This is a genomic window from Nocardia sp. CNS-044, from assembly GCF_059570515.1.
This window is the reverse complement of the sequence record NZ_JCANSX010000005.1, coordinates 1,420,887-1,441,689: the sequence shown is the minus strand read 5'-3', so window position 1 is coordinate 1,441,689 and position 20,803 is coordinate 1,420,887. Positions and strand designations below refer to the sequence as shown.

General features: G+C 67.7%; 17 protein-coding genes. 2 read left to right on the top strand and 15 right to left on the bottom strand.

What is annotated here, in order from left to right:
• Positions 1 to 14: 14 nt before the first annotated feature.
• The 3 genes from eccCa to eccD are packed head-to-tail and all read right to left on the bottom strand — an operon-like array spanning position 15 to position 7,035.
• Positions 15 to 4,127, bottom strand: a complete 4,113-nt coding sequence (eccCa, locus tag T333_RS07230; RefSeq protein WP_357245842.1) for a type VII secretion protein EccCa — start codon at positions 4,125 to 4,127, stop codon at positions 15 to 17.
• A gap of 3 nt (positions 4,128 to 4,130) precedes the next feature.
• The gene (gene mycP / locus T333_RS07225; RefSeq protein WP_496423969.1) at positions 4,131 to 5,555 is read right to left on the bottom strand and encodes a type VII secretion-associated serine protease mycosin; all 1,425 of its coding nucleotides are present in this window, start codon (positions 5,553 to 5,555) and stop codon (positions 4,131 to 4,133) included.
• A gap of 1 nt (position 5,556) precedes the next feature.
• Positions 5,557 to 7,035 carry a type VII secretion integral membrane protein EccD gene (gene eccD / locus T333_RS07220; RefSeq protein WP_496423968.1) on the bottom strand — a complete coding sequence of 493 codons (1,479 nt, stop codon included), beginning with the start codon at positions 7,033 to 7,035 and terminating at the stop codon, positions 5,557 to 5,559.
• A 224-nt stretch (positions 7,036 to 7,259) separates the two neighbouring features.
• Between eccD and eccA the strand changes: the two genes are divergently transcribed.
• Positions 7,260 to 9,077 carry a type VII secretion AAA-ATPase EccA gene (eccA, locus tag T333_RS07215; protein WP_355000119.1) on the top strand — a complete coding sequence of 606 codons (1,818 nt, stop codon included), beginning with the start codon at positions 7,260 to 7,262 and terminating at the stop codon, positions 9,075 to 9,077.
• Positions 9,078 to 9,136: 59 nt separating this feature from the next.
• Here eccA and eccB read toward each other — a convergent pair whose 3' ends face one another.
• Positions 9,137 to 10,582, bottom strand: coding sequence for a type VII secretion protein EccB (gene eccB / locus T333_RS07210; protein WP_496423967.1), 1,446 nt, complete (start codon positions 10,580 to 10,582; stop codon positions 9,137 to 9,139).
• Positions 10,583 to 10,761: 179 nt separating this feature from the next.
• Between eccB and eccE the strand changes: the two genes are divergently transcribed.
• The gene (gene eccE, locus T333_RS07205; protein WP_496423966.1) at positions 10,762 to 12,537 is read left to right on the top strand and encodes a type VII secretion protein EccE; all 1,776 of its coding nucleotides are present in this window, start codon (positions 10,762 to 10,764) and stop codon (positions 12,535 to 12,537) included.
• A gap of 65 nt (positions 12,538 to 12,602) precedes the next feature.
• Here the strand turns inward: eccE and T333_RS07200 are convergent, their stop codons facing one another.
• The 11 genes from T333_RS07200 to T333_RS07150 form a co-directional block, all read right to left on the bottom strand.
• Complete coding sequence (locus tag T333_RS07200; RefSeq protein ID WP_357245854.1) at positions 12,603 to 12,905, bottom strand: hypothetical protein; 303 nt, start codon at positions 12,903 to 12,905, stop codon at positions 12,603 to 12,605.
• 28 nt (positions 12,906 to 12,933) lie between these two features.
• Complete coding sequence (locus T333_RS07195; RefSeq protein ID WP_355000123.1) at positions 12,934 to 13,233, bottom strand: WXG100 family type VII secretion target; 300 nt, start codon at positions 13,231 to 13,233, stop codon at positions 12,934 to 12,936.
• An 89-nt stretch (positions 13,234 to 13,322) separates the two neighbouring features.
• Positions 13,323 to 14,102, bottom strand: coding sequence for an ESX secretion-associated protein EspG (locus T333_RS07190; RefSeq protein ID WP_357245859.1), 780 nt, complete (start codon positions 14,100 to 14,102; stop codon positions 13,323 to 13,325).
• A gap of 5 nt (positions 14,103 to 14,107) precedes the next feature.
• Positions 14,108 to 15,085: a PPE domain-containing protein gene (locus T333_RS07185; protein ID WP_355000125.1), complete on the bottom strand. Its 978-nt coding sequence runs from the start codon at positions 15,083 to 15,085 to the stop codon at positions 14,108 to 14,110.
• 16 nt (positions 15,086 to 15,101) lie between these two features.
• Complete coding sequence (locus T333_RS07180) at positions 15,102 to 15,398, bottom strand: PE domain-containing protein (RefSeq protein WP_067785091.1); 297 nt, start codon at positions 15,396 to 15,398, stop codon at positions 15,102 to 15,104.
• Between the two features lie 12 nt (positions 15,399 to 15,410).
• Positions 15,411 to 16,772: a hypothetical protein gene (locus tag T333_RS07175; RefSeq protein ID WP_357245865.1), complete on the bottom strand. Its 1,362-nt coding sequence runs from the start codon at positions 16,770 to 16,772 to the stop codon at positions 15,411 to 15,413.
• Positions 16,772 to 17,113: a type VII secretion target gene (locus tag T333_RS07170; RefSeq protein ID WP_355000127.1), complete on the bottom strand. Its 342-nt coding sequence runs from the start codon at positions 17,111 to 17,113 to the stop codon at positions 16,772 to 16,774. Before T333_RS07170 ends, T333_RS07175 begins: the two co-directional genes overlap by 1 nt.
• 124 nt (positions 17,114 to 17,237) lie before the next feature.
• Entirely contained in the window at positions 17,238 to 17,549 is a 312-nt protein-coding gene (locus T333_RS07165) for a YbaB/EbfC family nucleoid-associated protein (protein ID WP_355000128.1), read from the bottom strand.
• A gap of 78 nt (positions 17,550 to 17,627) precedes the next feature.
• Positions 17,628 to 17,942, bottom strand: a complete 315-nt coding sequence (locus T333_RS07160; RefSeq protein ID WP_355000129.1) for a hypothetical protein — start codon at positions 17,940 to 17,942, stop codon at positions 17,628 to 17,630.
• A gap of 50 nt (positions 17,943 to 17,992) precedes the next feature.
• The gene (locus T333_RS07155; RefSeq protein ID WP_496423965.1) at positions 17,993 to 18,781 is read right to left on the bottom strand and encodes an ESX secretion-associated protein EspG; all 789 of its coding nucleotides are present in this window, start codon (positions 18,779 to 18,781) and stop codon (positions 17,993 to 17,995) included.
• Entirely contained in the window at positions 18,778 to 20,742 is a 1,965-nt protein-coding gene (locus T333_RS07150; RefSeq protein ID WP_496423964.1) for a hypothetical protein, read from the bottom strand. The genes T333_RS07155 and T333_RS07150 overlap by 4 nt, the downstream gene beginning before the upstream one ends.
• Between the last annotated feature and the right edge of the window lie 61 nt (positions 20,743 to 20,803).

Genomic DNA, 20,803 nt, shown 5'->3' with positions numbered 1-20,803 from the left:
GGCGGAGGTACGCCTTACAGCGGCGGCAGGTACGCCACCTGGATCATCTCGTTGCCGCCGCGAGTAACCAGCGTGCCACGGCCGGGCGGCAGCTTGGTGGCGCGGATGTCGCCGATGATCTTGCCCTCGTCCTTGGGCGCGCTCATCAGCAGCGCGTCCACACCCATTTCCTTGAGCGAGCCGAGCACCTTGTCGAACATGGCCCGGCTGGCGCCGCCGGCGCGGCGGCTCAGCACCACATGCAGACCGATATCGCGCGCCTGCGGCAGGAACTCGATCAGCGGCTCCAGCGGGTTGCGCCCACCGGAGACCACCATCTCGTAATCGTCGACGACGACATAGATCTCGGGCCCGGTCCACCAGCTGCGTTCACGCAGCTGCTGTGGCGTGATGTCGTTGCCCGGGATCCGCTTCTGGAGATAGTTCGCGACTTCCTTGATCATCCCGAAGGACGTCTGCGCGGAGGTCGAGTATCCGGCCAGCTGCGCCCCTTCCAGCACTCCGAGCATGGTGCGCCGGTAGTCGATCAGGATGACGCGGGCTTCCTCGGAGGTGGAGTTCTCGGTGATGCCCGCGACGATATTGCGCAGCAGCGTGGTCTTACCGCACTCCACATCGCAGAAGCTGTAGAAGTGCGGCTGCACCGCGAAATCCATGACGATCGGTTGCAGGTCGGTCTCGCCGATGCCGATGACAGCCAGCGTCTTGCTCTGCTGGATGCCCCGCCGCGCCGCCTCCGCGAGCACGGCCTCGCGCGAGAGCTCCATCGGCAGCATCCGGACCTCGGGCGCGTTCCGGCCTGCGTAGAGCTCGCTGAGCTGCTGCTTGGCGATGCCGATTCCCTCGGACAGAGTGTGCGGATCGGAGTCGGAGTCCAAGCGCGGCAACGCGATCAGCAGATGCAGCTTTTGCGCGGTGAGACCACGGCCCGGACGCCCGGTGGGCACCAGCACCGCGGTTCGCCGGTCCATCTCGGAGTCGGACGGGTCGCCGAGGCGGAGCTCGATGCGGGTACCGATGAGGTCCTTGATCTGCGAGCGGATCTCCGGCCACCGGGTGGTGGAGACGATCAGGTGGACACCATAGGAAAGACCCTGTGCGGCGATGGCATTGAGCTGCGGTTCCAGCATGTCGTAATCGGCGCGGATGGTTGGCCAGCCGTCGATGACGAGAAAGACGTCACCGTGCGGATCCTGAGCGAGCGGGTCGGCTTGCCGCTCGGCAGGCGACTTCTCCGCCAGCAGCGCTTTCCGCCTGCGGAATTCGACGATGGAGTCGATGCCCAGCTCACGGAACAGCTCCTCGCGGTGGCGCAGGATGCCCGTCACTTCCGCGATGGTGCGGCGGATCCGATCGACTTCCATGCGACCCGCGACGGAACCGACATGCGGTATCCCCACCAAACCGGAGAGTGTGCCGCCACCGAAGTCGAGACAGTAGAACTGCACCTGCTCGGGTGTGTGGGTGGCGGCCGCGGCCATGATGATGGTGCGCAGCGTGGTCGACTTACCCGACTGCGGACCACCGACGACCGCGACATTGCCCTGCGCCGCGGACAGATCCACGATCAGCACGTCACGGCGCTGCTCGTAGGGCTTGTCGATGACACCCAGTGGCAACCACAGCTGACCGTGCCGGTTGACCGGCGAGCGCCAGTCCGGGTCGGGCAGCAACATGTCGACCGACGGCGACTCGTCCAGTGGCGGCAGCCACACCTCGTGCGCCGGGCGGCCGTGGCCGCGGAGGCGATCGACGACGGTGGTCAGCAGCGTCGCGGGAACGGCCTCGGCGACCGGCACCGAGTCCTGCTCCTCGTCGCCATCCACGAGTTGCCCTGGCGGCGGCGGCAATTCGGGCAGGCCCAGCCGTCCGGGGGGCGGCGGCAGCTCGGGCCTTCCCCCCGGCACGGCCTCCCGTTCGGACTCGACTTTCTCCGGCAGCGCCACCGGCGCCGCGGTGAACACCGCGGGCGACTGACCGCCGACGGTCTTGCCGTCCACCTTCCGGGTGACGCGCGGCGAAACATACGGCCCGGACACGTAACTGGCGTTGAAGCGCAGCGGATCGTCGGCGTCGCTCTTGAGGTAGCCGGAGCCAGGCACGCTGGGCAGGTGGTAGGCGTCGGTGATGCCGAGCACCGCCCGGGACTCATTGGCGGAGAACGTACGCAGACCGATCCGGTAGGACAGATGCGAGTCCAGACCGCGCAGCTTGTTCTCCTCCAAGCGCTGCGAAGCCAGTAGCAGATGCACTCGCAGCGAGCGGCCCAGGCGGCCGATCATCACGAACAGGTCCGCGAAATCCGGTTTCTGCGAGAGCAGTTCGGAGAACTCGTCGACCACGACGAACAGCGCGGGCAGCGGATCCAGGTTGGCGCCCGCGGCGCGAGCCTTCTCGTATTCGGTGACGTTGGCGAAGTTGCCTGCCGCGCGCAGCAGCTCCTGGCGCCGGGTCATCTCGCCGGAGAGGGCGTCCTTCATGCGGTCGACGAGGGCGAGTTCCTCCTCGAGGTTGGTGATGACCGCGGAGACGTGCGGCAGCGAGTCGAGGCCGAGGAAGGTCGCGCCACCCTTGAAGTCGACAAGGACCAGGTTCAGCAGATCGGGCGAGTGCGTGGTCACCATGGACAACACCAGCGTGCGCAGGAACTCGGACTTACCCGAACCCGTTGCGCCGATACACAATCCGTGCGGCCCCATGCCGTTCTCGGCGGACTCCTTGATGTCGATCTCGACCGGCGTACCGTCGGGCGTGACGCCGATCGGCACCCGCAGCCGTTCCCGGTCGCTGCGCGGGCGCCACACCACCGCGGGATCGATCTGGGCGGCGTCGGGAATCTTCAGCAGCGCCATCAGGCCGGGATCGGCCCGGATCTCGTCACCCAGGCTCACCATCTGGGCGGCGGTCGCGATGCGATAACGCGCCAGATCCCGGGCCAGCGCGTTCGCCTCGGCGCGGGTCACCTGATCGGCGGTGGCGAATTTCTCCACGCCCGCAGCGGATTTCGCGGCCACCATGCCGTCGTCGGTGACGACGAGTTGCAGGCCGCGGCGCACCGCGAGACCGCTCTGCGGTGCGGTCAGGTCGAGCACGGTCACCGAGTCGAGGCCCGCGTCGCTGACGACGCGTTCGGAACCGCTGACGTAGCCGTCGTCGATGATCACCAGCAGATGGATCCGGCCCGCTGTCGGCTGCGCGTTACGCATGAAGCGACCGCGCTCGACCAGCTCGGCGGACATGGATGTCTCCAACTCGGCCAGCGAGCGGTACATCATCCGGACCGAGCCCATGCCGTCCCGCTCCACCGGATGTTGCAGATGCGGGAGCCATTTCGCCCAGGACCAAGCCGGGCCGTCGGGATCGGCACAGATGATGGCGAGCGCAGTGTGGTCGGGGCCGTGGAAGGTGGTGAACTCCATCAGCATCGAGCGCACCAGCGTGAGCACGGCTTCACGGTCGCCTTCGACATTGATTGCGGGGAACGCGCGCAGCGAGATGGCGGTGGGCAGGCCGTGCACCACCGAGTGGGTGCGCACGAACCGGCGCAAGGCGACGGTGGACACCGGTTCCAGGTCTTCCAGCGGACCGGTCTCGGGCCGGGCCAGCTTGGTGGCCAGGCGGTGGCTGCCCACGCCGACCCGCACGTGCCCGAAATCCGGGTCGTTGGGCCTGCGTTCCCACATCCGGCGGCTGCCGACCACCGATTGCAGGTCGCTCGGTTCGGGATGACTCCACCGCAGCGCCGCCAGCTGCTGGTTACCGGTCTTGCGCACATCCTTGCGGACCTGATCGAGGTAGCGGAAGTAGTCCTTGCGTTCCTCGTTGAGCTCGGCGGCCTTCTTCGGCCCGCCGCCGCCGCGCATGCCCGCCATCATGCCGAACATCGACATCAGCATCATGATCGGGAACATCATCATGAACGGGTTGGCCAGCAGGTTGCGGCCCATCATGACCATCATCGCGATCATGCCGACCACGGCGACCACCATGACCACCGGCATCAGCTTCATCAGCAGATTGCCGACGACGGGACGATCCAGTTCCGGCGGCGCGGACAACGCGACCTCACCGCCCGGCGGACGCGGCGGCGCGATCCGCGGGCGGCGCACGAAACCTTCGGTTGCCATGTCCTACAACCCCTCTCGGGTTCGTTGCTCCGCACCCGGATCCACACTCACCTGCTTACCCCGCCGGAACGGGATCGAGGCGGCGTAGCCGAGCCCGAGCAGGGCGAGCAGCGTGATCGAGCCGATCGTGGCGACCAGGCGCGGGGCCGGGTCGACGTACGGCGGCGGAGACGGCCCGGCGATCTTGCGCGGTATATCGGAGCCCACGGTGACCGGCTTCTGCGGCAGTTGCGCGGTGAGTGCGGCCAGCGGATCGATCAGGCCGTGCCCGACCTTGTCGTTGCGTCCGTTGTCCGGCGCCTGCGCGGTCAGCTTGATCCGATCGATCACCTCGGCGGCGCTCATTTCCGGGAAGCGCGACCGGACCAGCGCGGCGAGTCCGGAGACGAAGGCGCTGGAGAAGCTGGTGCCGTCGATCGTGGAGTAGCCCTCAATGGTCTGGGTGGCGTTGACCAGCCCGGCGCCACCGGGCTTGCTGTCCAGGGAGACGATTTCGCGCCCCGGCGCGGCGACGCCGACCCACGGACCGTGCAGCGAGAACGGCGAGACCGTGCCCTCGGGATCCACCGAGGCGACCGACAGCACATAGGGCGTGAACCAGGCCGGAGTGACCACGGTGCCCACCGCCGACCAGCCCGAGCGGTCGTTCTGCTTCTCACAGGCAGTGCCCTGCATGATGTTTCCAGCTGCGGCGACTACGACCACATTGCGGTCGTAGGCGTATTTCACGGCGGCGCCCAAGGCGCCGTCGGCGGCACTGGCGTTCGCGGCCATGCACGCCACCTCGGAGATGTTGATCACCGTGGCGCCCATGTCGACCGCGCGGACGATACCGGCGGCCAGGGTGTTGACCGTGCCGTAGCCTTCGCGCGTGATGACGCCCGGCTCCTCCCGGCGATTGCGGTCCTTGGCCTCGTAGGCCGAGCTGAGCTGGCGGATGGCCAGGATCTCGGCTTCCGGTGCGACACCGGCGAATCCGTCCTCCAGGCTGGGCTGAGCGGCGATGATCCCGGCCACGAAGGTGCCGTGCCCGTCGCAGTCGACGGTGCCGTCGGTGGTGGAGACGAAGTCGCCGCCGGCCTGGAGCGCGGGCAGGCGCCAGTGCCGGTTCACGCCGGTATCGATGACGGCGACCTTCTGACCCGCGCCGCGACTGAACTGCCACGCCTCGGCCAAACCGAGGATCCGCTGCGCCAGTGGCGGATCGCGGGGCGCCTCGCCCTGGAGGATGGGTTCGGCGCAAACCTTGGCCTGTTCGGTCTCGTCCGGCGGTCTGGCGCTGGCGGCAAGGCCGAGCACGGCGCCGAGTGCGCCGTCGTCGATCTTCGGCGGCGCGATCGCCACTGCGGGCGTAGGTGTTCCGGTGGCGAGCGCGAGCACCGCCGCCACCGTCACCGCCCGCAGCAGCCGCCGTAGAAGCGGTGCCATGTCAGATGTTCCGGGCGGCCGAGTAGATCTCCATGATCCACAGCACCAGCGGAATGATGGTGCAGATCAAGAGGTATTCGAAAATCTCACCGGTGCGGCGCATGGGTGGCGACATCTCGGTGTGCGGCCCGATCACACCGAAGGCCACCGCGGCCGCGGCCACGACGAGCAGCATGCCGCCGATCGGCAGCAGCCAGTCCTCCTCGCCGAGCGCGGCGCCGACGCCCAGCGCGATCAACGCGATAGCGCCACCGGCGATCAATGTGCACGCCTGAACCAGGTCGGCGAAGGCGCGCCCGCGCAAGCACAGGATGATCGAGACCACCACGCCGAGGGTGATGCCCTGCCAGCGGGCCGCGCCGAGCGGATCCGCGGCCAGCACCACGCCGATCGCGGCGGCGACGGTGCAGCCGATGATCATGCCGGACTGGTATTCGTTGGCCGCGCGGGCTCGATGCTCGAGGCCGGCGGCCGAGGGTAGGGCGGTGGCGCCGATGGCGCCGATGTCCTTGACGGTGGGACGGGGTTCGTGGTCGGCGGGGTCGATGGCGGCGCCCGCGGTCGGCACCGGCGGCACCGGCAGCCGTGCGGCGGCCACGGCAAGACGCGGTACCAGCGTGATCACGACGAGCGCACCGACCAGCACGCCCGCGGCGATCTTGGACAGCGCGGGATCCCAGATCATCCGCACCATCGCGGCCACGCCGCCGAACAGGGCGAGGGTGATGACCGTGGTGAACATGGTCGCCCCGACCCGGGTCAGGCTGTAGAGGACGGCGGCGGCGGTCAGCGTCGCGACACAGGCGAACATCGCGTGCGGACTGCCGAAGGCGTTGGGCACGAACAGCGCGGTGCCCGCGAAGATCAGCAGCAGCGCGTACAGCGACAGCATGATCACCGGCAAGGTCGCTTCGGCCTGATACCGGCGGGCGACCAGCACGGCCGCGCCACCGGCGATCAGTCCGGCGCCGAGGCCGATGAAACCCACTGCGGCACCGGCGCCGTCGAGCTTGGCCACCGCGAGCAGGTAGCTCCCGGCCAGCACCGCGAGCAGGCCCATGGACAGACCGAGCCAGCGCGCCGACAGCGGCGACCAGTGCCGGAACGAGGTCGCGGTCAGCTTGGCGACGGCGTCGATCACGTCGTCGAACAGCGCCGGCGGCTCCTTGGCGGTCACCGAGCGCAAAACGAGCAACTCACCATCGAAAACCTCGGCCTCGGTGAGCGATTGGTTCGCCGGGATGGGGTCGCGGCCGATCCGGGCCAGCGTCCAATGCTGCGTTTGCAGCGGTGCCCCGTCCTCGTGCTCGGTGAGATCGGGATTGCGCGATTCGATCAGCTCCACCACATCGGTGATAAACGCCGCGATCGGAACTGTGGCAGGCAAACCCAAGTCCAACTGCGTATTGCCGCCGATCACCGAGACGCGGCACAACTCCGGACCTACGGCAGCCACAGCGCTGCTAGACGGATCGGTCACAGCTCGGATGACTCCCTACCTAGAACACACGTCAACGCCATGCAACCTACTCAACTTAACGGAGAAGTCCCTACCTCGCAGTGCCCTTCCGACCCCGCCGACTCCGTCGGCTTTCCATCCCCCGGCGCTCTCTCCACCCCCGCAGACTCCGTCGGCTTTCCACCCTCCGGTGGCTATGCTTAGCGAGGAACAGCATCTCCGTTCGTTTTTAGGGGCAAACCCATATGACCGGCAACCGCCAGGCACAACGCGCGTTCGACGCTGGTGTCTTGTCCTTGGGCATTGTGATCGACGGACAGGAATCTGCCCGCGATCTGGAATACGCTCAGCTGGCCTTCCAGCGCGCCACCGAATGGGATCCCGGTATGTGCGACGCTTGGCTCGGACGCGCGGCCGCCGGCGAGCACACCCGTGAGGTGATCTTCAACCTCTTCAAGACCAGCACCTCGACGCTCTTCCGGGAGCAGCGCAGGCTCGGCTTGCAACCGCGGGTGCTGGCGGGCCGCTTCACCGTCGGTCAGTACATCGACTACCCGCTGGCCAGCTATACCGAGATCTGGCTCGCGCAGGCCGCGCAACTGATCACCGAGGGCGACTACGACGAAGCCGAGAAGGTCCTCGACGAACTGGCCAAACACCGAGCCGCACAGGTCTCCTCGTCGGACCGCGAGATCGACGACCGGATCTGCGCCTACGTCCGTGGCGTGCTGCACTTCACCACGCAGCGCTGGCCCGATGTGATGACCGTGCTGGCCGGTTCGGCGGACTGGGAGGATCCCTACCTGGCCGCGGGCGCCCACGTCATGGTCGGCACCGCCTGTGCCCAGCTGGGTTTGTTCGGCGAGGCGATCCGCCGTATGGAAGCCGCTGAGCAGGGCCCGATTCCGGCCGCGGCGACCACCGCCCGCTTCTGCCGCGGACTCGCCCTGCGCGAGACCGGCGAGGAGGAGAAGGCGCAGGCGCTGTTCGAGAAGGTGTTCTCCGAGGCACCGAGTTTCGAGGCCAACACCATGGCCATGCGCGACCGCAAGTACCGGATCACGGTGACCACCAAGGAGGTCATCGACGCGCGCACCAACAAGTGGGATCCGGCCTCGGCGCCGACGCTGGAACAGATGGGCCAGGAGGAGCGCGACGACAAGGCCAAGCTGATCCTGGAGAAGGCGCGCGCCGAACTCGACGAGCAGATCGGTCTCGCCGGCGTGAAAATGCAGGTTGCGAAGTTGCAGGCAACCGCTCAGCTAGCGCGGATCCGCGCCGAAAAAGGAATGGCGAGCGGATCCCGTGGCCAGCATTTGGCATTCACCGGACCGCCGGGTACCGGTAAGACCACCGTTGCCCGCGTGGTGGCAAAAATTTACTGTGGCTTAGGAATTCTCAAGACCGACAAGTTGATCGAAGCCAAACGTTCCGATTTCGTCGGGCAGCATTTGGGCAGTACCGCGATCAAGACGAACAAGTTGATCGATAGCGCGATGGACGGTGTGCTCTTCATCGACGAGGCCTACACACTGATTCAAACCGGCCTGTCCGGCGGTGACGCGTTCGGTCGCGAAGCCGTCGACACGCTGCTCGCGCGAATGGAGAACGACCGCGATCGACTGGTGGTGATCATCGCCGGATACGACGGCGAGATCGACCGATTCCTGGCCTCCAACGACGGTCTGGCGTCCCGCTTCGCCAAGCGGGTGAAGTTCGATTCCTACTCGCCGGAGGAGCTCGGCGACATCGGGCGTTTCATTGCGCGGAAACGGGATTCGGAACTGGCCGACGAGGCACAGGCGCTGCTGGTCGCCGCCTGCGGTGAGCTCTACCGCAAGGAGGCCACGGATCAGAGCGGTGAGCTCCGGCGCGGCATCGACATGGCCGGTAACGGCCGGTTCATCCGCAATGTGATCGAGGCGGCCGAGGAGGAGCGCGAGTTCCGGCTGGCCAACGACATCAATCTGGATCTCAGCGCCGTGGACGAATCGGTGCTGATGCGGATCGAAGCGGACGATATGCGGAACGCGCTGGACAACGTCCTTTCCACGCTGCGCTGATATCCGGAAGCAGCAGTACGGCCGCGAGTCCGCGGAGCCGTACTGCTGTGCGGGGCAGGTCAGTTGGTGGTCGGCAGGATGTCGTAGCTGACGAGCGCTTCCTCACGCGAGAGCGTCGGCCCGGGTACCAGCTGGCCGATGATCGGCCACGGTGCGGGCCGCGGCTTGTCGGCAAGGCCGAGCAGGGTGGCCGTCTCCTGATCCGGGATGCCGTAGCGAATCCCGTTGTCGGAGATGTAGAACAGGCTGCCCATGCGGACACTGTCCGGCGACATGCCGGTCGTCTGGAGGTACTCCCCCGAGTTCGGCGGGATGTAGGCATGGTCGATGCGGTCGCCGGTGCCGTCCCCGGTGGCCAGGTCCACGACCTTGGCCGACTTCGGCAGCGGCAGTTCACGTCCGGCGAGCAGCGTGATCGTGGCAGCCGGATCGGAGGCCTTCTTGGTCCACTGCATACAGCTGACCTTGTTCTCCTCGGGAGTGAGGATGGTCGGGACCGCCCCGGGGAACTTGTCCACCGGCAGCGGGCTCACCAAGGGCACTCCCACCACCCGGTCCGGCGGCACCGAGATGATCTCGTTCATCTCCTGGGAGTTCGCGTTGCGGATGACCTCGGCGGAGAACGGCGTCAGCCGCTGCACGCCATCGGCGAGCACCACGTACAGCTCCTCGGAGTCGACCCGCTGCACTCGGATCACGCCGCCGATCGGCACGCCCTGCAAGCGACCGGGGCCGGGTTCGCCGAGCCGATCGATCTTCGGCGGGACGATCGCGGGGACCTGAGTGGCGGAATTGAGCATGCCCGCGCTGACCGGACGCGGGTTGTACGCCTGCATGCCCAGCGAGCGCGAGATCACCGAATCGTTCGGATCCACCTCGGCGCGTTTGCCGTCGAACATCAGAAAGGTCTTGCCGCCGCGGGTCACCAGCAGCGCCTCGTTGTCGCGCAGCGGGCGGGCGGTGTTCGGCTCGCTCGAGTCGAGCGCGCCTGCGATGACCGTGGACTTGGCGCCTGCGGAGCGGGCGGCGCTGCCTGCCGCGGACAGTTCCACCGCATCGCACAGGCTCCAGATGGAGTCCGGCGAGGCAGCCCCGGGCAGGGTGGCCGGAACGCCGGGAATGCCCACCATCGGTCCGCGCGGCAGCGTCAGCTTGGATTCCTTGACGGAAGTGGGCTTTTCGTCGCTGGCAGCGATCAGGCGGGCGGAAGCCAGGTTCAGCGCCGGATGCAGCGTGCCGTCGATGATCACGTAGAGCGCGCCGGTCTCCTTGCCCATCACGATGGTCGCATCGCCGATCGAGCCCACCGGGCGCAGGAACGCCAGGATCGCCGCACCGGCGACCACCAGGATGCCGAGCACCGCGCCGACGACCAGCGAGCGGAACTGTGAGCGCATCGGATCGTGCAGCATCCGGATATCGCGCCGAATCAGCGCGTGCTCGTACCTTTTCAGCAGAAACCGGTATCCGTTGACTTGCGCCTTGGTAGTCAACTGTGCGGGCACGAAACGCCTCCGAACTGACGCGGGTACAGCGGACCGAGCATTTCACCCGGCACGCTTACAGTACCTACCCGCCCCGTCGGCTACGCAAGCTCCGCCGACTGCCATCCCCCAGTACCTACCCACCCTGCTGCCTGCCTTCCCGGTAGCGAAGCCGAACAATTTCGGTCCATTATGTCCGCATGGGTTCCACCACAGCCGACGGCGAAAATCGCGACACCGCGCAGCAGAGTTCACCTGCCCCGTCGGCCGAGCCTGCCCCCACTCCCCTGCACTCACCGTACTTCTGGTTGTTTCGAATTCTGCCGCTACGCTGGGTGATTCCGGTGGCGCTCGTCGCTGTCGCGGCCTCGTTGGTCGCGGTGATCTTCGATGCCTCGGTGTGGATCGCGGCCGGAGTATGTGCCGGCGTGCTCCTGCTGGGGCTGACACCACGGCCGCGCCGCAAGTCGCTGGCAGGTTGGCTGGACGAGGAAATCACCTTCCGTTGGCGCGTGTTCCGCAATCGTTCGGCAACCGCGGATCAGGCGCCGTTCGACGTACCGCTACCCGAGGGCGGCGCCTACGGAATGCGCTGGGACGGCTCGCGATTACTCATCATGCTGCGCGTGGAGGCGCATCCGCGCACGGTGACGCTGCTGAGCCCGCAGTCGCTGATCTCCGACGACATGATGCCGCTGCCCGAGCTCGCGCACTGCCTCAACCAGTTCGACATCGAGCTGGCCTCCATCGATGTGATCAGCACCGGCGCCCGCACCTCGGGGCCCGGCCGGGTATCGCACCTCTACGAGCAGATCCTGGGTCCGCTGCCCGCGGTGGCGCACCGCACGGTGTGGGTGGTGCTGCGGCTGGACCCGCTGGGCAATGCCCCCGCGGTGGCGCGGCGCGGGGGCGGGGCCACCGGCACGCTGCGCACGGCCATCGTGGCGACCCAGCGGGTGGCGAATCGACTTGCCGCCCAGGGCATCTCCACGGTGGTGCTGTCGGCCGCCGAGATCACCGCGGCGGTCAACCAGCTCACCAGGCACACGCCGCTGGAGGAGTTCACCGAGACCGCGCACAGCGTGGAACGCGACGGCATCCACTACACCACCTACCGGATGGCGCCGGAGGCGCTGGGGCCGCGCGGATTCGCGGCGGTGTGGTCCACGCCGACGCTGGCGACCACCGTCACCATGCGTCTTCAGCGCGCACCGGCACGGTCACCGCGCGACCAGGCCGCCGCGCCCGGCGCCGCGGGTATCGAAGTGACCGCGGTGGTGCGCTTCGATACCCGGGACAAGCCCGCCGTGGTCAAGGCCGAGGGCCTGGTCCCCCTGCCGGGCAAGCAGTTCCGCGCGCTGCTGTACACGCTGCCGATCGCCCGGCGCGGCCGTCGGTTCAGCCCGGAAACCTATCTGGGCAAGCCGGATTCACTGCTCGCACTGCCGATGCCGATCGCAGGCTGCGGTCAGCTGATCGGCGCCGACACCTCCGGACAGGCCGTTGCCCTGCCCTTGGTCGGGCATCAGGTGCGGCGCGTGGAGGTGATCGGATCGCTGCTGGTCGCCCAGCAGATGATCCTGCGCGCCATCGCACTCGGCGCCTCCGTCGTGGTGCACACCAACCGGCACGACGCGTGGCGGCAGATGGCAGCCGACGTGGGTGTGCCCCAGTCCCTGACCGTCGCGGCCTGGTCCGCGGCCGGGCAGCAAGCCAGCGCGCACCGGTTCGCCACTGTTGTCGTCTACGACGGCATTCCGCCGACGGGACACCACTCCGACGCCACCACCGTGCTGCTGCGCAACGCCCCGGCAACCATGGAGGACCACTTCGACCCCGACGTCACACTCGCGGAGGACCCGGAGACCGCCAACCTCGTCACCGTGCGCACGGCAGGTGTGACCACCCGCGTGCACATGGTGGCGACACCGGACGAAATGCAATACCTGCACACGGCTTTGGCCCTCGCCAGATAGCCGAGCACCGGAAAGCCCCGGCCACCCGCGCGAGGGTGACCGGGGCTTTTCGTCCCGAACCCGGATCAGAAGGAGTTGTAGACCTTCTTGTCAGCGGCGAACGCGTTGTTGAACGCGCCGTCGATGGCGTCACGCAGCTTCTGGATCTTGAGGTGGGTGTCGCTGAGGCCCTGGCCGTCCTTGCTGCCGACGCCGAGCAGTTCGTCGGCCTTGGCCTTGAACGACTCCAGCGCCTCGTTCTCCTCCCACGCGACGTTGATCAGCTTGTCGCGGGCGGCGACGAAGGCGTCCTTGTAGCCGTCGAGATCCTTGTAGTACTGGTCCATTTCGCTGATCAGCTGATCGTGGACCGCCTTGGTGTACTTCATGGCGGGTACTCCTTTCCCGGAAAGTGCGTCAGATCAGGTTGGTCAGGGCGTCGACGTTGGTCGGGTCGACGTCCGCGAGGGTGGTGTTGCCCTCTTGGATCGTCTGGTTCAGCGCATCGATCTTGCCGTTGATCTCGGTGGCCTCGGCCTGCCAGGCCTCGGAAGCCCTCTGGCCGGCCACCGCGGCGTCACCTTCCCAGCCCGCGCGGGCCGCGTCGAAGGATTCCTGCACCGCCTGGATGGTCTTACGGATGCCTTCGACAGCCTGGTAGTACTCGTCGACTACCTGGGCTGCCTGATCCGCGGTATAGCTGGTCTGTCCGGACATCGTTCACCTCTTCATGTCGGTGGGTATTTCGTGTTCCGCTGCGCAGGCGCCGCGGTAATTCGGTCGGTTCGTGAGTTCCGATGCGTTGACTAGGGCATCCACCTTCCTCCGGGCAAGGTTTCGATCAGTGCCGAGATCGCCTGTGCGATCCGGTGATCGGTTCCCGGGGCGAAGGTCGACCAGACCCGTAGGTCCGGCGCAGCGCCGGGGCTGGCGGCGATCCGACCACGCGAGGTGTCGTAAACCGCTACCGCTCCGGACGTTCTGGTGGTGACGCCGTCGTCGTATGCGTAGGCGACGATCTCGGCGTGCGCGTGGCAGCTGGACATGGCCAATCCGAACTCGATGGCATCGCGTTCGGCCACGCCGTGGGCATAGAAGATATCGGAGTAATCACTGGATCTGGTTGCCTCGTCCAGTCTTTCGCGCAGTTCGTCGACCGGGGCGCTGATGCTCGGGATATCGGCGGCCGGGGCGCGGCCCAGCGCCTCGAGCACCGGCCGGGCCAGCGCTTGCCCGCCGCCGTCGCACCAGATGGGGCCCACGTCGAAGGTGTCGCCGGTACGCGTTGCCAGCGCGTGCTGAACTCCCTTGCGCGCCACACAGACCTGGCGGGTGCCCGACTCGGTGTAGATCCGGGCCGCGAGTTCACGCTCCGGGTTGGCCAAGACGAACAGCGCGTCGGTCAGGTCGGCGGCGACATCGTCGTAGGTGTCGACCAACCCGGCCGCGCGCAGGTCGGCGATCGCTTGGTCGCGCGCGGCCTGCCAGGCATCGACCGAATCCTGCTGCGGTCCGACCCCCAGCACCAGCGGCAGCGTCTGCACGCCGAGCAGGTCGGACACCGCAAGGAGCCCATCGTTGGTCATCGTCGTCATGCCGCCCCCGGTGCCGTGGCCTTCGGTGCGGGTTCGGCGGCGGCGCCGAGCACCGCTGGGGCAGCGGCGAATCCGCCTTCGACCTCGAACGGCTTGTCCGGCTGCGCGGAGGCGGCGCCGGCCCGCGGAGCACGGTCGTCGTCCTGCATGGCCGCGGCGGGCGCCATCGCGGCCGGGGCGCCCATGCGGCTCGCCGACGACGAATCTCCCGCCACCGGAGCCGTCTCCACGGGCAGCGGGGTCGGCTCGGCGGTCACGGCGGCCACGGCCTGCGTGGTGAACGCCGTCTTCGCCCGCGGCGGCGGTGTGGCCCTGGCGAACGCCGCGGCGAACGAAGCAGCAGGCAAGGCGGTCGCGGGCATGGCCGTGGGCCGAACCTCGGATGCGGCCCGCTCGGCTTCCAGCGCGGCGCTATTGGCGATGACCGGTGGCGCGGTCTGCGTCCACGGCGTCTCCAGCGGCTTGGTCGCCTCCTCGTAGACGCGCATGACCCGGGCCGCGTTGACCTTGGCCAGATCCTGTTCGGCGTCGATATCGGCGGCCGCGCCCACCAGGGGCGCACCCAGGCCGGCGCCGATCGCCTCCACCGACTTCTTCGCCTCTTCCAGGGCGGCGATCTCGGCGACGTGCGGCATGGCCAGCCGCGCCACCTCGTAGGCCACCGCTTGCGAGCCGGTCTTTGTGGCGTTCTGAGCCGCGGAACCGGCCGCCTCCAGCAGCCACTCCCGCAGTTTGGTGATCCGGTCCAGGATCTCCGGACTCGTCTCCGAACGCCACGATTCGCCGATGGCCTTGACGATCTGGTCGTATTCGAGCACGGCGGCACCGAAACTCACGCCCAGGCGAGTCCAGGCCTGGGCCGCTTCGGCCATCGGCACCGCGCCGCGGCCGGTGGTCAGATCCTGGGCGAGTTTCTCCGTGGGCCTGGCTTCCCAGACCACGCCGGTGAAACCAGGGATCGGCGGTTCGACCATAGTCCCCCGCCTCGCGTCAGGCCGACGCCCCGAGACCAGCGGCGTTCTCGGTATCCATCACCACTAGCGACTGCGACTGCGAGCGCAGCGCGGCGGCCAGTTTGCGTAGTTCGAGAACGCCGGCGGTCGCGGCTTCGTCGTAGGAGGCGGCCACACCGCGCAGGGTCTGCGCGGCGCGCTGTGAAACTTCGTCCAGCCCAGCGGCTTCCACGGCCAAGGCGGGCGTGTTGGCCTTCAGATCGGCTTCCAGCCGGTCCGCGAGGGCGTCGAGTGCGGTGGCGGACTTGATTGCCCCGGCGCGATCGAATTCCATGACGTCCTCCTATCAGAGGGTGAGTGCCTGGTCCGGCGGTTCGTTGAGTCCGTCGGCGTTGGCCGCGCCGACCACCGGCAGCGAGACGCCTTCGATATCACCCACCACCTCGTTGCCGTGCGAGGCGGACACCAGTTCGTTGCGCAAGCTCGCGGCGTCCTCCGCACCGCGGCCCATGCCCGCGGCCGCCATCGGCGACATCGGCATCATGCCGCCCGGCGAGCTGGTCGCCGTGGTGCTGCTGCCGCGGGCGGCCGAGCTGGCGCCCGCCTGCATCGCCGAGGCCGGGCTGCCGACGCCGTTCGCGCCTGCCGCGCCCAGGTTGCCGACCGCGCGGCCGTCGACCCAGGGGCCGAGCTGGCGCGCCGCGGCGGCTACTGCACCGCCGCCACCACCGAAACCGCCGAGACCACCGAGACCACCGCCCGCACCGGACATGGCGCCCTTGTCCAACTCCGCCTGCTCGGCCTTGTCCTTTTCCAGCGCCGGGTTGGTGGCGGGGTTCAATGTCTTGTGCAGCGAGACAGCCGAATCCATGCCGGACTTCACCGCGGTGGTCAGCGTGGGGATCATCTGCATCAGCATGCTCAGCATCTGCATCTGGTCCATGCCCTTGGGGGCATTGGTGACCGGCACCTTCTGACCCGTGGCCGTCATCTCCGCGCTGTGCACGGTCATTTCGGCGCGCGTCTTCGCCACCGTCGCCGTCGCCTCGGCCATCGTCTCGATGGTGGAGGCGACCAGGAAGGCCTGGCCACCCGGGGTCGCGAGGAACGCCGCGGAGGCCGCGAGCTGTGCCATGTACTTGGCGATGATGGCCGCCATCATCGCGGCGCCGATGCCGACCGAGGTCGCGGCGGAGGCGACGCCTGCCGACTCCTGCGCGGCCTGGGTGGCGATCTTACCGCCGTCCTTCTGCGCCTCTTTGCCTTTTTCCTCGGCGGCGGCCGCGGCCTGACTCTGCCACAGCTGCATCGCCATCGTGAGCGCCGTGCTGCCCAGCTGCACCACCGTCGAGACGACGCTGGAGACCTGAGACAGCACCTCGGTGGGATCGACGACGGGCGCGGCCGCGGCATTCGCGGCGGGCTGCGCGGCCGGATCACCATCGGCCGCGGGCGCGGCTGCCGGTGCGGGAGCGGGGAATTGGCCGGTGCCGAAGGTGGCGGCCAGATCGGTAAGCGGCTTGGCCAGCAGGGACAGGTCGATCACCGGCAGCGGCGGCAGGCCCGGAATCGGTGGCAGCGGCGGGATTTCGGGCAGCTGCGGCAGGCCCATGTCCTTCAGGACATCGTTCACCGGCCGGTCCAACATCGGACCCACCGCGCTCTGGCGTAGCATGTCCAATACCGACTGATCGACCAGCTCCGACATCAGGCTCTACCGACCGCGTCGATGTCGGAGCCCGAAAGCCCGTCCGTCACTTGGTATTCGGCGGCCGCCTGCTGACAGGTCAGCGCCGTCATGCCGTGCACGTAGGCCAGCTCGGCGACCGAGGTGAGGTGATTGGCCTGCGCCACCGCGAAGGAGGCGAGGAAATCCTGGCCGATCAAACCGAACACCGGAATGGCCGCGGCCATGGTGGCCGCCTGGTTCACCGAACCGGCGCTCGCCACGCTGGCGGCCATCGCCGCGGCCGTGTCCGCGTAGGCCCGAATCGCGTCAGGTTCGGCGGCCACATGGGGCCAGGGATTGATGTCAAAACCGTGAGGCATCGGAAACACCCTCTGCGCGAATATGATTGGAACGTCCAGGCCAAATGTACCGGATGACAGTATGAGTCGCGCAGTAAATATTCGTATGGAACGTCTTAAGGGAGAGTAAATTTTTGGTGCCGCACTAGACCTGAGCTGCGGATTCCTCATTGAACTCGGTGATGAGCTCACCCATCCTCGCCATGGCTTCGGCCGCCGCGCGATGGGCGGTGGAAACCACCGCCTGCTCGAATTCACCGGGTGACATTCGCGACACCGCACTGGTGAATCGCAAGTCCCGCAAGGCTCCACTGCCGTCGACCTCGACGGTGACCGCACCGTCCTCCGACGACTCCCGCGCGCGCACCTTCGCCATCTCGTCGCCGAGATCGCGCAACCGATTCAGCGCCCGCTGCGCCCGCGCCTCGATCTCGTCCATCACCGGATTGGTACTCATGCCTCCGCCTCGCTGGCGCTCGGCTCCGGCATACGTACCGCACACTGGCACATGATTCGCTCTCCGCGTTCGCTCATGTCACGCTTCCCTCAACCAGCTCTGCGGCTCTTCGTCGTACTCTTCTTCCTCGACCCACTCCTGCGCGGCTACGTCCTCCGGCTTCGGCAGCCCGGTCAGCGCGAGCTGCTGATTGGTCAAACCCGCCGCCTGCAACTCCTCGCGCCGCGCCAGCCCGGCCCGGTTCGCCGCCTGCCTGCACAACCGCATGATCTGATTCGCCAGCTCGGCCGGATCCCGGCGCAGCTCATCCGCTTCCACCGAAATACCCAGCGGCAAGCCCTGTTCGGTGGTCCGCACCGAAATCGTGCCACTGATGTTCGCCGCCGTGGACATCGCATCAACCCCTCGTCGTCGGTGGTCAGTGTAAGTCGAAGGTCCGGCGCCTACAGCCGCTCGTCCTTGATGGCTCCGATGACCGCGGCGATCCGAGTGTTGATCATCGCGGTGAGACGTGCGGCGTCGGCGCCGACGGCGCGCGGCGGGAGGTCGTCGGTGATCGCGTAGCGGCCGTCGTCGACGAGGTCGCGCCACTGGATTTCGTGGCGAGTGATGCCGCGCGGGCCGAAGCGGGAGCGCCCCTGGACGATGGCGATGGTTCCGGCCGTGGTCGCGGGCGCCTCGATGAACTGCTGGTACCGGTAGCCGATGGAATCGTCGAAGGAGTCCTCCACCAACGACGCACCGTAATGGTGTTCCACCTCTTGATTTTTGTCGGCGGGCAGCACGATGCCGGTGAGCTTGCCGGCTTCCAGCGGCGGTATCTCGTCGACGACCGCCTTCGCCAAATCGACCGCGTCGCATTCGGATACGACGAAACCAGTGCTGTGCCAAATCGTTTCACCTGGCAACTGTTTGACCACGTAGCCGACCTCGCCTTTGCGACCGGCGACCAGGCGCACGCACCCCTTCGGATCTTCGAAATTCTGCGCGCCCCAGCCGTCGACGACGATACGAATGTCGGGGAACGCCAGGGTGTCCAGCACCTCGGTCATCGCCCGGCTGTCGAGCCGCGTGGCCAGTTCTTCCTCGGTCCGTTTGCACTCCCGAACGAAATCGTCGTGGCCCGCGGTCCGGCTCGTGAAGACCAACGGAGAAGGCAGGTCGTCTTCTTTGTCGACCCGTCTCCAGAGGACGAAGAATTCGAGATCGGTGAATTTCCAGACGCGGCTCACCGCTCGACCACCGGTTTGACCACCCTCGGGGCGTCGCCCAACGCCTCGTCCAGATGCTCGGCCGATTCGAGGTAGCTCGGCCGCTTGTGGTTCTGGCCGCCCTCGTTACCGCCGGGGCGACCCGCCGCGCCCGCGGCGCCGGGTGAACCCGGCATACCCATCGGCGACGCGCCCGCGCGCGCCGCGGCGGCGAGCCCCGACGCGGCGCCCGTGGCCATGTTCGCGCGCGGGAAGAGTTTCGACGCCTCACCCAACGCCCTTGTGACGCCGGGGGATCCGAGTCCGCCGCCTGCTCCGCCGCCCGGGCCTGCGCCGAGGGCCTTCGCCGCGGCAGCGCGCGCGGCCTCCAGCGACGACGGCAGACCGCCCAAGCCGGACTGCAAACCGGCGGCGGCCTGCTGAGCGGCCTGCTGGGCGGCCGACATGGCTTGCTGCGCGGCCTCCTGTCCGGCGGACATCGCCTTCTGCAACGCATCCTGCCCGGCCGACGCCGCCTGCGTCATCGCTTGTTGTTGCTGCTGCCTGCGTGCGGCGGCCTCCCGCTCACGCTGGTTCGCGAGCTGCTCGGTAGCCGCCTTCCTGGCGAGTTCCCGTTGCTCCTGCTGGAACTTCTCGTTCGCCTTGCGCTGGCTTTCGGCGGCTTGGTCCGCACGGCGCTGTGCCTCCAGCTGCCGACGCGCCAACTCCCGCTGGAGCGCGTCGTTGTTCTTACCGGGACCAGGACCGGGCACCTGCCGACCGGGGCCGGGTCCGGGGCCGGGATTGGCCAGCGGACCCGGACCGGGCGTGCTCTGGTTGCCAGGGCCGGGCCCGGGTCCCGCGGCCGCTGTGGTGATCAGTTCTTGGGCCGGCGCCGGAATGGGCGGAATTCCGGTACTGGCGGTCTGCACGCCCGGAACGTAGAAGTTGTTGAATCCCTTTCGCGCCAGCGGCAACTCCACATCACGAGCGTGGATATAGCCCACGCTGGAAGTTCCATCGATGCTGCCGCCCCAGCTCTGGGCCTCCCACGGCATATGCAGTTTCACCGTCCACAACCAGCCCGAAGTCCATTCGAGATTGTTTCCGATGGAGGTCACCACGTCCCGCAGCGCGATGACGTTCTGCTCGTAGGTCTTGACCGCGTTCTCCGACGCTTTCGGCCCGTCACCTTCCCACGCCCCGGAGGTGCGCAGCGTCTGAAGCCGAGTCGCGAGATCGGTGAACGCGGTGTGCAGGCGATCACCGATCCAGTTCCACACCGCCGCCGCGTCCAGAATCTCTTGGTTGTGCGCGCCGATCGCGGCGCCCAGGTTGCGATAGGTGTTGTACTCGATCGCGTAAGCGTTCTCGACGGGCGCGGACTCGGACCAGGGTGCGCCCTTCTTCGCGTCGTCTTGCGGCTTCTGGATGAGGGAGACCGGAATCGACTCGCCCCCTTTGGCGCCCTGAAGGTCCGGCGTCGGGAGCCTGCCGCCCTCCGGGGCGGCCTCGGGGTGCTCGACGTTGTCGGGGTTGCTGTGGTTCACGGTCAGATTGCGGGCCCAGCCGGGAAGTCTTCCTTCGTTCGCCAGCGGCACACCGGGGAAGTCCCACGCGGTGTTCTCCCAGTTGCCGAACCGATCGTTGCGCAGTCTTTCGAACCGAGCGGCGGCGTCGACGTCGGTGTTCTCGTAGACCTTGCCCGCGATCGTGAACAACTCGCCCATGCCGCGCAAGATCTTCTCGTCTTCCGCGAGACGATCGTCGAGGTCGCGCGCCGCCGCGTAGAAGCGCTGCGCCAGACCATCTCCCGAGGGGAGGTTTCCGAATCCCTTGAAATTGAGGATGCGGTCATCGATGGCCGTCTTCGCGATCCGCATCATCGTCAAAGTGTCGGCGACGAATTCGGCCGCCTGCTTCGCCGCCGACTCACCGATGTCGATCGTCCCCGCGGCAGCTTGCTGCTGATAGACCTCCCACGGGTTTTTGCCACCAGCCAACGGTCTCTGCTCCCACCTCTTCGCCGACCGAGTCGGGAAGATCAATCACTCATCGACGCTG

Excerpts from the sequence above, each read along its gene's own strand:
- eccCa (WP_357245842.1), bottom strand. The coding sequence starts at position 4,127 with ATGGCAACCGAAGGTTTCGTGCGCCGCCCGCGGATCGCGCCGCCGCGT.
- mycP (WP_496423969.1), bottom strand. The coding sequence starts at position 5,555 with ATGGCACCGCTTCTACGGCGGCTGCTGCGGGCGGTGACGGTGGCGGCG.
- eccA (WP_355000119.1), top strand. The coding sequence starts at position 7,260 with ATGACCGGCAACCGCCAGGCACAACGCGCGTTCGACGCTGGTGTCTTG.
- eccE (WP_496423966.1), top strand. The coding sequence starts at position 10,762 with ATGGGTTCCACCACAGCCGACGGCGAAAATCGCGACACCGCGCAGCAG.
- T333_RS07200 (WP_357245854.1), bottom strand. The coding sequence starts at position 12,905 with ATGAAGTACACCAAGGCGGTCCACGATCAGCTGATCAGCGAAATGGAC.
- T333_RS07195 (WP_355000123.1), bottom strand. The coding sequence starts at position 13,233 with ATGTCCGGACAGACCAGCTATACCGCGGATCAGGCAGCCCAGGTAGTC.
- T333_RS07190 (WP_357245859.1), bottom strand. The coding sequence starts at position 14,102 with ATGACCAACGATGGGCTCCTTGCGGTGTCCGACCTGCTCGGCGTGCAG.
- T333_RS07185 (WP_355000125.1), bottom strand. The coding sequence starts at position 15,085 with ATGGTCGAACCGCCGATCCCTGGTTTCACCGGCGTGGTCTGGGAAGCC.
- T333_RS07180 (WP_067785091.1), bottom strand. The coding sequence starts at position 15,398 with ATGGAATTCGATCGCGCCGGGGCAATCAAGTCCGCCACCGCACTCGAC.
- T333_RS07175 (WP_357245865.1), bottom strand. The coding sequence starts at position 16,772 with ATGTCGGAGCTGGTCGATCAGTCGGTATTGGACATGCTACGCCAGAGC.
- T333_RS07170 (WP_355000127.1), bottom strand. The coding sequence starts at position 17,113 with ATGCCTCACGGTTTTGACATCAATCCCTGGCCCCATGTGGCCGCCGAA.
- T333_RS07165 (WP_355000128.1), bottom strand. The coding sequence starts at position 17,549 with ATGAGTACCAATCCGGTGATGGACGAGATCGAGGCGCGGGCGCAGCGG.
- T333_RS07160 (WP_355000129.1), bottom strand. The coding sequence starts at position 17,942 with ATGTCCACGGCGGCGAACATCAGTGGCACGATTTCGGTGCGGACCACC.